The sequence below is a fragment of the Methylobacterium sp. J-092 genome (assembly GCF_022829325.1).
Classification (GTDB): Bacteria; Pseudomonadota; Alphaproteobacteria; order Rhizobiales; family Beijerinckiaceae; genus Methylobacterium.
The window spans coordinates 49361-61411 of sequence record NZ_JAKSXU010000108.1 but is presented as its reverse complement, the minus strand read 5'-3'; the positions used below and the strand labels follow the sequence as shown (position 1 = coordinate 61411).

Genomic DNA, 12051 nt, shown 5'->3' with positions numbered 1-12051 from the left:
TCGCGATAAGTGCCGGAGCGGTCGGCGCGCAACACCTTCTGAATACATTATCTCTCGGCGTTGAGCCGGATTCGCCGCTCTGCTAGCACCGCCTCCAACGGCCCGCGGATCAACCCGGGCCATCGGAGGAATGCGCCCGTGGAACCCGTCCAAACCTGGAACCAGGTCTACGATCCGTTCGGCAACCCGTGGCTGTCGACGCTGGCCGCCTCCGTGCCGGTGATCGCGCTGCTCGCCATGATCGCCAGCGGCCGGGTCAAGGCCCACATCGCGGCCGTGCTCGCCCTGGTGCTGGCCTTCGCCCTCGCCGTCGGCGCCTTCGGCATGCCGCTCGGCCTCGCGACCCGCGCCTCGCTGCTCGGGATGGTGACCGGGTTCTTCCCGATCGGCTGGATCATCCTCAACGTCATCTTCCTCTACCGGCTGACGGTGGAGAAGGGGTGGTTCGCCATCCTCCAGCAATCGGTGGCCGGCATCACCACCGACCGGCGGCTGCAGCTGCTGCTCGTCGCCTTCGCCTTCGGCGCGTTCTTCGAGGGCGCGGGCGGGTTCGGCACGCCGGTGGCGGTCACCGGCGCGATCCTGATCGGGCTCGGCTTCTCGCCGCTGGCGGCCTCCGGCCTGTCGCTCATCGCCAACACCGCGCCGGTGGCCTTCGGCGCGCTCGGCGCGCCGATCCAGGGCCTCGCCTCGGTGACGGGCTACGACCCCTACGTGCTCGGCGCGATGATCGGCCGGCAGCTGCCGGTGTTCTCGCTGCTCGTGCCGTTCTGGCTGATCTGGGTGTTCGCGGGCTTCCGCGGCATGGTCCAGGTCTGGCCGGCGATCCTGATCTGCGGCGGCGCCTTCGCCGCGGCCCAGTTCGGCATCTCGAACTACGTCAACCCGTGGATCGTCGACATCGGCGCCTCGATCGCGGCGATGGGCGCCCTGGTGCTGTTCCTGAAGGTCTGGAAGCCGGCCACGATCTGGACCTCGCCGGCGCTGCGCGGCAACGACCCGTCGATCGGCTATGGCGCGCCGCGGCCGGTGGCGCTCGGCGCGGGGGTTCCCTCCGACCTGCCCCGCGCCCCGGCCGCCACCGGCCGCACCGCCACCTCCTCCGAGATCGCGCTGGCCTGGCTGCCGTGGATCATCCTGTCGGTGATCGTGGCGATCTGGGGCACCGGCTGGTTCAAGGCCATCGTCAACCCGATCTTCACCTGGAAATACGAGGTGCCGGGCCTGCACAACGTGATCATGAAGGTGCCGCCGGTGGTGGCCAAGGCCCATCCCGAGGGCGCCGTCTTCCTGTTCACCTACATGTCTTACACCGGCACCGGCGTGCTGATCGCGGCGCTGATCTCGGGCCTGATCATGCGGTTCTCGCCCGTCCGCCTCGTCACCGCCTACGTCGAGACGATCTGGGTGCTGCGCTACTCGCTGATCACCATCGCGGCGATGCTCGCGCTCGGCGTGCTCACCCGCTACGCCGGCGTCGACGCGACGCTGGGCTTGGCGTTCGCCGGAACCGGCATCCTCTACCCGTTCTTCGGCACGCTGCTCGGCTGGCTCGGCGTCGCGCTGACCGGCTCCGACACGGCCTCCAACGTGCTCTTCGGCGGCCTGCAGAAGATCACCTCGGAGCAGCTCGGCCTGTCGGGCGTGCTGATGGCCTCGGCCAACTCGTCGGGCGGCGTGATGGGCAAGATGATCGACGCCCAGTCGATCGTCGTCGCCTCCACCGCCACCGGCTATTTCGGCCAGGAGGGCAAGATCCTGCGCTTCGTGTTCTGGCACTCGATCGCGCTCGCCTGCCTGGTGGGCGGGCTGGTGATGCTCCAGGCCTACGTGCATCCCTTCACCGCGATGGTGATCCACGTTCCGTAGCCTCGCGCCCGAGATCGCCGGCGACACCAAAAAAGCCCGTCCCCTGCGGAGGGGGCGGGCTTTTCCTTTGGCGCAGTCTGGCGACGGGGGAGGGCGGCCTCAGGCCGCCCGCACGCCGGCCAGGAAGTGGTCGACCGCGCCGCGCAGGTCGCCGGCCTGGCTCGACAGCGCGCGCGCGGCGGCGAGCACCTGGGCCGAGCCGGAGCTCGCCGTCCCGGCCGCCTCGCTGACGCCCCCGATATGCTCCGACACCGCGCGGGTGCCCTGCGAGGTCTGGGCCGTGGTGCGGGCGATCTCGCCGGTCGCGGCCCCCTGCTCCTCGACCGCGGCGGCGATGTCGCCGCCGATCTGGGCCAAGCGCCGGATCACGTCGGTGATCCCGCTGATCGCCCGGACCGAGGCGTCGGTGGAGGCGCTGATCTCGACGACCTTGGCCGTGATCTCCTCGGTCGCCCGGGCGGTCTGGCCGGCCAGCGATTTCACCTCCTGCGCCACCACCGCGAAGCCGCGTCCCGCCTCGCCCGCACGGGCCGCCTCGATGGTGGCGTTGAGGGCGAGCAGGTTGGTCTGGTCGGCGATCTGCGAGATCAGCCCGACGATCTGGGCGATGCTGCCGGCCGCTGTGGCGAGCCGCCGGACCTCGCCGGCCATGCCCTCGGCGTCGCGCTCGGCCGCCGCCGCGAGGTCGGCCGAGGCCGTGACCTGGGTGCCGATCTCGGCGACCGAGGCCGAAAGCTCCTCGGTCGCCGCCGCCACCGTGTCGGCCGAGAGCGCCGCCTCGTGCGACGCGCGGGCGACCTGAAGGCTCAGCGACGAGGCATCCCCGGCCGCCCGCGTCATGCCGTGGGCCGCCGCCTCGAGCTGGATCGCCGCCGCCGAGACCGCCTCGACGATGCCGCCGACCCGATCCTCGAACCCGTCGGCGAGCTCGAGCGCCGCCGCGCGCCGGGCCAGCTCGGCGTCGGCCGACATCCGCTCCTGCGCCGCGCGGCTGCGGCGGCGCTCGGCGACGTTGTCGCGGAACTCGATCGCCGCGGCGGCGATGGCGCGGACCTCGATCGGGCCGCCCTGGGGAATCGCCACGTCGTCGTCGCCGCGGCCGATGGCGGTGAGCGCCCGCGACATCCGGATCAGCGGCCGGGCCACCGCGGTGCCGAGGCCGAAGGCGAGGGCGCCCGACAGCAGGAAGATCGCGAGCGCCGCCCCCGACCAGATCGCGAGCGCCCGTTCGGCCGTCGCGCGAACGCCGCCGGCCTCCGCGGCGAGGTCGGCGGTGAGGTGGTCCTCGACCGCCTTGAGGCCGTCGATGCGCTGGGTCGCGAGTCGGAACCAAAGCGGGGCGTCGCGGAAGGCCAGGGCTTCGCCGGGCATGGTCTCGAGAACGACCTTGCGCAGGCGCGCCACCTCCCGCGCCGGGGCGGCGGCCTCCGCGGCATCGAGCAGGGCTCCTTGCGCCGGCTCCGCCCGGGTCCGGAACAGGCCTTCGTAGGTGGCCTGGTCGGCCTGGAGGGTGGCGAGGCGGCGGATCCCGGCGAGGTCGAGGCTGCCGGCGGCGAAGGCGGCGGAGGCGGCGGCACGCTCCTGGCCGGCATATTCCTTCATCGTCAGGAAGGCGGCGTAGGAGGCGGCGTGGTTGGCGATCCCGACGGGGCCGATCACGCCCGACAGGGCGCGGACCAGCCCGAGGCCTTCGCCGATCAGACCGGTATAGGCGGCGGCCGCCTGGGGCGCCGTCGGCTTCAGCGCGTCGACGGCGTTGCGCTGCGCGTCCAGGCCGTCGAGCGCCTGCGCGAAGGCGTCAGCCTTGCGGGCGAAGGCGGGGCCGTAGGCCGCCGCGCCGGCCGTGACGGCGGCGGCGAGGCCCTGGCGCGCGGCGTCGGTGCGGGCGCGCTGCGCGACCAGCTCCGCCTTGAACTGCGATCCCTTCGAGGCGAGGAACAGGCTGGAGGCGCCGCGCTCGCGCTGGCCCTCGTGCGCGAAGGCGCTGATCCGCGAGGCGAGGCCGACAAGGTCCTCGACCTGGACCATCTCGGCGCGCTGCGCCATCCGGTCGGAGATCGCGACACCGGCCACCGCAGCGAAGGCGAGGCAGGGCGCCAGCGCCACCGCCACGATGCGTCCCCGCAAGGACATCGGAACACCGGTCTTCATTCGCCCACGCATCCCAAGTCTTCGCACCGCGTCGATACGGACGACTGCGCTACAACGGGTAAAGACGCTGTTGCCATCACAGGTCGATGCGCTGTTCGATCGTCGCGGGCGCGATCTTCAACGGCGGGAGCCCGTCGGCAGCGTATTCGCGGACCCGGACACCAGGACATCGGCGGGCGATGCGGACGCGTCGTCGGGGCGACCCCCGGGCACGACTTCCGGACCTGCGCGAAGATCCGCGATCCCGCCGACGGAGCGGGACGCGGCGGCATGCATTCCGGACGCCCGATCAAGACGCCGCGCCCGGCGCCGCCCTATCACGAGGCGCCGAGAGCGCGCGCGGCGGGTCGGCCGCGACGACGCCGGGCGTACCCTTGGGAGGCCATCATGATCCGTACCATCCTCGCCGCGAGCCTGCTGATCGCCGGCCTCGCCGCCGCCCGGGCCCAGACCGGCGACATGTCCTGCGCCGACTATCTCAAGGCCGACGCGCAGGCGCAGGCCTCGATGAGCGCCGCCGACAAGGCGATGATCGCCGCCGACCCGCAGGCGGCCGCGATGGACGCGAAGATGCGCGCCTACTGCAAGGCCAACCCGAAGGCCTCCTCGTCCGAGGCGGCGATGAAGGCGATGCAGTAATCCCGCCGGAGCCGCGCGCCCGGCACGGGCGCGCGGTGATCCTGGTCGTCGGCCGCCCCCCGAACGGGGCCGGCGCAGCGAAAAGATGCGGGCGGCCGCAGGGCCGGACGCGTCGCGGAACAAGGGCCGAGTTGCCCACGTACGCGTTTCGTTCTAGCAGACACGCGAGCATGCCGGGCCTGCGTCCCGCCCGCCGCACCTTGCCGAAGGCTTCGGACGGACGACATGACCCGGCGCGGCGGTCGCTTTCGCGATCGCCGGATCCCGCCCGTGTCGACGCCTCGAAAGACCGCCCCCGCCATGGCCAAAGCCGTCGCCGCCAAGACGCCTGCTGGCAACAAGACGCCTGCTGCCGATAAGACGCCTGCTGCCAAGACGCCCGCCGCGAAAGCGCCGCCCGCCAGGAAGCCCGCGAAGGCGAGCCCGGCCGCGCGGGCGGTCGAGGCCGAGGCCGGTGTCGACGCGAAGCTCGAGCGCCTGTTCGACCGGGAGACGCCGGCGGAGCGCGACCGGCGGGTGATCTCGGTGCGCGGCGCCCGCGAGCACAACCTGAAGAACGTCGACCTGACGATCCCGCGCGACAAGCTCGTGGTGTTCACCGGGCTCTCGGGCTCCGGCAAGTCGTCGCTCGCCTTCGACACGATCTACGCCGAGGGCCAGCGCCGCTACGTCGAGTCGCTCTCGGCCTATGCGCGCCAGTTCCTGGAGATGATGTCCAAGCCCGACGTCGACCAGATCGACGGGCTCTCGCCGGCGATCTCGATCGAGCAGAAGACCACCTCGAAGAACCCGCGCTCCACGGTGGGGACCGTCACCGAGATCTACGACTACATGCGCCTGCTCTGGGCCCGCGTCGGCATCCCGTACTCGCCGGCCACCGGCCTGCCGATCGAGAGCCAGACCGTGCAGCAGATGGTCGACCGCGTCCTGGCGCTGCCCGAGAAGAGCCGGCTCTACCTGCTCGCGCCCGTGGTCCGCGGCCGCAAGGGCGAGTACCGCAAGGAGATCGCCGAGTTCCAGAAGAAAGGCTTCCAGCGCCTGCGGATCGACGGCGAGTACTACCCGATCGACGACGTGCCGAAGCTCGACAAGAAGCTCAAGCACGACATCGACGTGGTGGTGGACCGGATCGTGGTGCGGGCCGACATCGCGAGCCGGCTCGCCGATTCCTTCGAGACGGCGCTCGAGCTCGCCGACGGCATCGCCGACATCGAGTTCGCCGACGTGCCGGAGGGCGAGACCCGGGAGAAGATCACCCTCTCGTCGCGCTTCGCCTGCCCGGTCTCGGGGTTCACCATCGCGGAGATCGAGCCCAGGCTGTTCTCGTTCAACAACCCGTTCGGCGCCTGCCCGACCTGCGGCGGCATCGGCCACGAGATGCGGATCGACGCCGAGCTGGTGATCTCCGACGAGGCCCTGAGCCTCAAGCGCGGCGCCATCGGCCCGTGGGCGAAGTCGACCTCGCCCTATTACGGGCAGACGCTCGACGCGCTCGCCCGGCATTACGGCTTCAAGACCGACCTGGCCTGGTCGCGGCTTCCCGAGGCGGCGCGCGCGATCATCCTCTACGGCTCCGGCAAGCAGTCGATCCGCTTCGACTACGACGACGGCATGCGCAAGTACGCCGTCAACAAGCCGTTCGAGGGCGTGATCCCCAACCTCGAGCGCCGCTACAAGGAGACCGAGAGCGACGCCGCGCGCGACGAGATCTCGCGCTTCATGAGCGAGACCCCGTGCGCCGCCTGCGGCGGCAAGCGGCTGAAGATCGAGGCGCTCGCCGTCAAGGTCGCGATGGAGGATATCGGCGCGGTCACCGCGCTCTCGGTCAGCGAGGCGCACCGCTGGTTCTCGGCGCTGCCGAAGAAGCTGACGCAGAAGCAGAACGAGATCGCGGTGCGGATCCTGAAGGAGATCCGCGACCGGCTGTCGTTCCTGGTCGACGTCGGCCTCGAATACCTGACGCTGGCCCGCGGCTCGGGGACCTTGTCCGGCGGCGAGAGCCAGCGCATCCGCCTCGCCTCGCAGATCGGCTCGGGGCTCACCGGCGTGCTCTACGTGCTGGACGAGCCGTCGATCGGCCTGCACCAGCGCGACAACGAGCGCCTGCTCGGCACGCTGAAGCGCCTGCGCGACCTCGGAAACTCGGTGATCGTGGTCGAGCACGACGAGGACGCGATCCTCCAGGCCGACTACGTGGTCGACGTCGGGCCGGGCGCCGGCATCCACGGCGGCCGGATCATCGCGCAGGGCACGCCCGCGGAGGTGCTGGCCCATCCCGACTCGCTGACCGCCAAGTACCTGACCGGCGAGAAGTCGGTGCGGACCCCGGCCGCGCGGCGGAAGGGGCGCAAGGGCAAGCTCGGGGTGTTCGGCGCCCGCGGCAACAACCTCAAGAACGTCGACATCGAGATCCCGCTCGGCACCTTCACCTGCGTCACCGGCGTCTCGGGCGGCGGCAAGTCCACGCTGATCATCGATACGCTCTACAAGGCGGTGGCCAAGCGCCTGAACGGCGCGCTGGAGCATCCGGCGCCCTTCGACCGGCTCGAAGGGCTGGAGCACCTCGACAAGGTCATCGACATCGACCAGTCGCCGATCGGGCGGACCCCGCGCTCGAACCCGGCGACCTATACCGGCGCCTTCACCCCGATCCGCGACTGGTTCGCCGGCCTGCCCGAGGCCAAGGCCCGCGGCTACCAGCCGGGACGGTTCTCGTTCAACGTCCGGGGCGGCCGCTGCGAGGCGTGCTCGGGCGACGGCGTCATCAAGATCGAGATGCACTTCCTGCCCGACGTCTACGTCACCTGCGACGTGTGCAAGGGCAAGCGCTACGACCGCGAGACGCTGGAGGTGAAGTACCGCGCCAAGTCCATCGCCGACGTGCTCGACATGACCGTCGAGGAGGCCGCCGACCTGTTCAAGGCGGTGCCGACGATCCGCGAGAAGATGGAGACGCTCAAGCGCGTCGGGCTCGACTACGTCAGCGTCGGGCAGCAGGCAACGACGCTGTCGGGCGGCGAGGCGCAGCGGGTCAAGCTCTCGAAGGAGCTGTCGAAGCGCTCGACCGGCCGCACCCTCTACATCCTCGACGAGCCGACCACCGGCCTGCACTTCCACGACGTCGCCAAGCTGATGGAGGTGCTCCACGAGCTCGTCGACCAGGGCAACACGGTGGTGGTGATCGAGCACAACCTCGAGGTCATCAAGACCGCCGACTGGGTGATCGACATGGGCCCGGAGGGCGGCGACGGCGGCGGCGTGGTCGTCGCCCAGGGGACGCCCGAGCAGATCGCCGCGTCGACGGCGAGCCATACCGGGCGCTTCCTGCGCGACGTGCTCGCCCGCCGCCCCGCGGCGAAGCCGGCCGCTTCGCGGGCGGCGGTGGCGCGGCCCGCCGCGGAGTAGGCGCGCCGCGCCCTTCCGCCTCCCGGCGATGGGGACATCCGCTCGGCAAGATCTGCCGAGCGGTCGCGCCGCGTCGGCGTCCGATTCGGCCTGTCTCGCGGCCGATCCGCCCGTCCGGGCACGGCCCGACCGTCCGATCGGGACTTTCGGAGCCCGCCGGCGCGGGCCGGGACGTCCCCCCGGGATGGCGATCGGTCCCGCCGGGCTTGCCGAATCCTCCCGCTACGCTTCCCCCGACAAGAGCCTGAAACGGATGCGCTATTCTGCCGAATCCGGCTTCTCCGAATGCAATTTCTGCGACCGTCGCTCGGCCGCCGCACCGCAGCAAGGTTGAGGCATTTGGGCAACGGTTCGGCTCTCGCTGTCCAGATCCGAGGCATTCCACTGTCTTTCCCAAGCGCTCTGTAGAATAGTTATCAGCGTTGAGACACGGGCCGGCTTCGTAGGGGGCGCTTGGCACATCTCGCACGGGAGCCGCGCAGACGGCAGACCGGCAAGGTAGTGCAGAGGCGGCGGGACGAAGTTCGGAAATCCTTGGGAAGGAACGAGAAAATGATGAAGACCTGGCTTGCCGCAGGTGCGGTCGCCCTCACCGTCGGCATGAACACCAGCGTTCAGGCGACGCCGTCCACGCAGCCCGGCGAGCAGGTCGGTCTCGCCTACGGCCCGCTGCCGGAAGGCGTCTACGCGATCAACACCTTCAGCACCGGCCGCGGCGACGCGCGCAACAGCCCGGACGTCGGCGTCAACGTGCCGATCCTGGTCTGGTCGACCGGCTTCAAGGTCCTCGGCGCGAGCATCATGCCGGTGATCGCGGTCCCGTCGGTGTTCGTGGGCACGAACAACGCGGCCGGCGTCCCGAACCAGGACCAGAGCTACTTCTACAACCCCTTCATCGGCAACATCTTCGCCTGGGATCTCGGCAACAAGATCAGCACCGCCTACCTCGTCGGCGCCTACATCGGCGTCGGCGACCGCGGCTCGCTCTGCAACGGCACGCTGACCGCCGGCTGCACCCCGGTGCTGCCGCAGAACGCCTCCACCTCGATCCGCAACACCGGCGCGATCTCGTACACCGGCGACGGCTACAACCTGACCGCGGCCCTGACGCACATCTTCTACGTCGACGACGCGGCCCGCTTCGGCGGTCAGTTTGCGGCACTGGGCCCGATCGTGAACGCCGACGGCCTCTACCTCGACCTGACGGCGACCAAGACCTTCGGCAAGTTCGAGATCGGCGCCGTGGCCTACGGCTTCACCGACCTTCCGATCAACCGGAACCGCGGCGCAGCCTTTGCGGCCTATCAGCGTCAGGGCACGTTCGCGGCCGGTGGCCTCGTCGGTTACGACTTCGGCGCGTTCAAGGCTCAGGTGTTCGTGACGCGTACGGTCGCCGATCGCGGCGTCGGCGCCTTCGCCGACGAGACCCGCGGCTGGTTCCGCATCATTGCGCCGCTCTACACGGCGCAGGCCGCCGCCGCCGCGCCGGTGCCCCTGATGCGCAAGTACTGAGGCCGGGAGACGCGGCGGGTCCGGCAGGATCCGCCGCCGACCGAGGTCGAAGCAGAAACCGCCCGGTCCGCGAGGACCGGGCGGTTTTTCTACGTTTCGGACGACGCCGCGCCCGGTGCGCGACCGGAATCGATCCCGCCCGAAACCTTTCCGTGCGAGGCTCCGTAAGGCCGCCCGTAGCCCCGCGCACCGGGGCCCTACGAACGGTCAGGATACCCCATGACGCAGCATCACGCCTCCCGCTTCGCCACCTTCGCCCTCGCGCTCGCCCTCGGCGCCGCGCCGGTCGCGGCCTTCGCCAAGAACCCGATGGTCGGCGGCGCGCCGATGTATGCCAACAAGACGATCGTCGAGAACGCGGTCAACTCCAAGGATCACACCACGCTCGTGGCCGCGGTGAAGGCCGCCGGCCTCGTCGACACCCTGTCGGGCCCGGGCCCGTTCACCGTGTTCGCCCCGACCAACGCCGCCTTCGCCCGCCTCCCGGCCGGCACGGTGGAGACGCTGGTGAAGCCCGAGAACAAGGCCACGCTCACCAAGATCCTGACCTACCACGTCGTCCCGGGCGTCTACACCGCCAAGGAGCTGATGGCCGAGGTCAAGAAGGGCGGCGGCGAGGCCCAGCTCAAGACCGTCGAGGGCGATCCCCTGGTGGTCACGTCCAAGGGCAAGAAGGTCTACGTGACCGATGCCAAGGGCAACACCGCCACCGTCACCATCGCCAACGTGATGCAGTCGAACGGCGTCATCCACGTCATCAACGGCGTGCTGCAGCCCTGATCGCGACCGCCGCGCTCCGGCCGAGGCGCCGGCGCGCGGCACGACGAGGAACACCCCGGGCCGCGAGGTCCGAGGTGTTCCTCGTTCCGACCTCGGTCATCGGGGCCGGGTCACGCGGATGCCCGCCTCACTCGCGGATCAGCGTGCCGGAATAGACCACCGGCCCCGTCGGGGCGCCGTTCGGCGATCCGCCCGGCGGCTCCACCGTCACGGCGATGAGCCCGCTCGCCGCGGTCTCCGCCGGCAGGGCGATCCGGGTCGCCGAGGCGCCGACGAGGCCGATCGCCTTGGGGGACGCCCCGGAGCCGATGTACCAGAGCTCGAGGCTCTTGCCGGACGGGGTCTCGGCGCCCACCGGGCGCACCTCGGCGGTGCCCGTCGCCGTGTCGATCCGCAGCACGAGGGCGGGCAGCGCGCCGCCGCTCTGCACCACGGCGAGGTAGCGCGTGCCCGGCGCCGGCTCGTCCCGCCGGCCGCCGACCGCGACGAACAGCGCGAGCCCCGCCGCGAGCAGCCCCGTCCCCGCCGCCACGAGGCGCCAGCGCCGCACCTGCCTGACGAGGCGGATCGCGCGGTCGTCGTTGGCGGCCGTCGGCGCGGGGGCAGGGGGCGCGGAAGCCAGGGGCGCGGGGGCCGGGATCGCGTCCGCCCCCGTCAGCGCGCCGGCGATCCTGGGCCAGACATGGTCGGGCGGCATCTCGGCCGGAACGGCGAGGGCCAGCGGCCCGAGCCGCCGCTCCCACGCCGCCACCGCGCGCGCGGTGGCGGGATCGACGACGCGCTCCAGCTCGAACGCCGCGCGCTCGTCGGGCGAGAGCGAGCCGAGCACGTACTCGGCGGCGCGCAGGTCGCGCTCGGTCTCGGGCCCGGCGCTCACGCCTGCTCCTCCAGGCAGCCCTTGAGGGCGCCGAGCGAGCGGTGCAGCCAGGTCTTGATGGTGTTGACGGGCCGGTCGTAGTGCTGGGCCAGCTCCTCGCGCGACCAGCCCTCGCAATAGGCGAGCACGACGCAGGCGCGCTGCGCCTCGTCGAGGCGCGCGAGGCAGGCCGCGAGCGCGCCGCGTCCGACGATCGCCGCCTCGGTGTCGTGCGGGTCGATGAGACGTTCCACCCAGTCCTCGCCGTCCTCGCGCACCGGTCCCTGGACCTCGCCCTTGCGGCGGATCCCGTCGATGGCCCGGTTGCGCGCGATGGCGCAGAGCCAGGTCATCGGCCGCCCGGATTCCGGAGCGTAGGAGCCTGCCGCCTGCCAGACGCGGAGATAGACGTCCTGAAGCACATCCTCGGCCACGCTCCGATCCCGCTGGATACGCAGGATCACCCCGTAAAGTTTCGGTGATGTCAGGTCGTAGAGCGAGCGCAGGGCGCCCTTGTCGCCACCGGCGATCGCGCGCAGGATCCGCTGCAGGGTCGCGTCGTCGCCCAAGGATCGGTCGCCCAAGGATCGTCCCCCGTCCCATCGGCAGGTCCTCGCGCCGGACAGGCGAACGATCGGGACCGTTGCGGCAAGGGTTAGCGCATTCTGCGGTGATGAGAAGACGCGGCGCCCCGATTGCTGCGGTTCTCCCTAGGGATGCATCGCGGGGGCGATGCGGGGCGACGATGGCTCGGACCGACCTTTCCCGCGGACGTTGCGGCTCGCCGGCACGGCCTCGCGCCGCGCCGCCCTCTCGCGCCGCGCCGCCGCGTCGCCCTG

The 12051-nt window shown here is 71.3% G+C and carries 9 protein-coding genes; 6 read left to right on the top strand and 3 right to left on the bottom strand.

What is annotated here, in order from left to right:
• Positions 1–138 precede the first annotated feature (138 nt).
• Positions 139–1869: an L-lactate permease gene (locus MKK60_RS12015; protein ID WP_243986019.1), complete on the top strand. Its 1731-nt coding sequence runs from the start codon at positions 139–141 to the stop codon at positions 1867–1869.
• Between the two features lie 99 nt (positions 1870–1968).
• Here the strand turns inward: MKK60_RS12015 and MKK60_RS12010 are convergent, their stop codons facing one another.
• Positions 1969–4002 (bottom strand): methyl-accepting chemotaxis protein, encoded by a 2034-nt coding sequence (locus tag MKK60_RS12010; RefSeq protein ID WP_409567392.1) that lies wholly within the window; start codon positions 4000–4002, stop codon positions 1969–1971.
• A 405-nt stretch (positions 4003–4407) separates the two neighbouring features.
• Here MKK60_RS12010 and MKK60_RS12005 point away from each other — a divergent pair, with 405 nt between their 5' ends.
• From MKK60_RS12005 to MKK60_RS11985, 5 genes are all read left to right on the top strand, one after another.
• Complete coding sequence (locus tag MKK60_RS12005; protein WP_147728850.1) at positions 4408–4659, top strand: hypothetical protein; 252 nt, start codon at positions 4408–4410, stop codon at positions 4657–4659.
• 300 nt (positions 4660–4959) lie between these two features.
• Positions 4960–8064: an excinuclease ABC subunit UvrA gene (gene uvrA, locus MKK60_RS12000; protein ID WP_243986015.1), complete on the top strand. Its 3105-nt coding sequence runs from the start codon at positions 4960–4962 to the stop codon at positions 8062–8064.
• A 184-nt stretch (positions 8065–8248) separates the two neighbouring features.
• Complete coding sequence (locus MKK60_RS11995; protein ID WP_243948827.1) at positions 8249–8398, top strand: hypothetical protein; 150 nt, start codon at positions 8249–8251, stop codon at positions 8396–8398.
• Between the two features lie 218 nt (positions 8399–8616).
• Positions 8617–9576 carry a transporter gene (locus MKK60_RS11990; protein ID WP_147729404.1) on the top strand — a complete coding sequence of 320 codons (960 nt, stop codon included), beginning with the start codon at positions 8617–8619 and terminating at the stop codon, positions 9574–9576.
• Between the two features lie 219 nt (positions 9577–9795).
• On the top strand, positions 9796–10356 hold the full coding sequence (locus tag MKK60_RS11985; RefSeq protein WP_147729405.1) for a fasciclin domain-containing protein: 561 nt from the start codon (positions 9796–9798) through the stop codon (positions 10354–10356).
• 127 nt (positions 10357–10483) lie between these two features.
• On the opposite strand, the gene MKK60_RS11980 is transcribed toward MKK60_RS11985, so the two are convergent.
• Both MKK60_RS11980 and MKK60_RS11975 read right to left on the bottom strand, forming a co-directional pair.
• The gene (locus MKK60_RS11980; protein WP_405043022.1) at positions 10484–11233 is read right to left on the bottom strand and encodes an anti-sigma factor domain-containing protein; all 750 of its coding nucleotides are present in this window, start codon (positions 11231–11233) and stop codon (positions 10484–10486) included.
• Positions 11230–11781: a sigma-70 family RNA polymerase sigma factor gene (locus tag MKK60_RS11975; RefSeq protein ID WP_147729996.1), complete on the bottom strand. Its 552-nt coding sequence runs from the start codon at positions 11779–11781 to the stop codon at positions 11230–11232. Before MKK60_RS11975 ends, MKK60_RS11980 begins: the two co-directional genes overlap by 4 nt.
• Positions 11782–12051: the final 270 nt, after the last annotated feature.

Excerpts from the sequence above, each read along its gene's own strand:
- MKK60_RS12010 (WP_409567392.1), bottom strand. The coding sequence starts at position 4,002 with ATGTCCTTGCGGGGACGCATCGTGGCGGTGGCGCTGGCGCCCTGCCTC.
- MKK60_RS12005 (WP_147728850.1), top strand. The coding sequence starts at position 4,408 with ATGATCCGTACCATCCTCGCCGCGAGCCTGCTGATCGCCGGCCTCGCC.
- uvrA (WP_243986015.1), top strand. The coding sequence starts at position 4,960 with ATGGCCAAAGCCGTCGCCGCCAAGACGCCTGCTGGCAACAAGACGCCT.
- MKK60_RS11995 (WP_243948827.1), top strand. The coding sequence starts at position 8,249 with ATGGCGATCGGTCCCGCCGGGCTTGCCGAATCCTCCCGCTACGCTTCC.
- MKK60_RS11990 (WP_147729404.1), top strand. The coding sequence starts at position 8,617 with ATGATGAAGACCTGGCTTGCCGCAGGTGCGGTCGCCCTCACCGTCGGC.
- MKK60_RS11985 (WP_147729405.1), top strand. The coding sequence starts at position 9,796 with ATGACGCAGCATCACGCCTCCCGCTTCGCCACCTTCGCCCTCGCGCTC.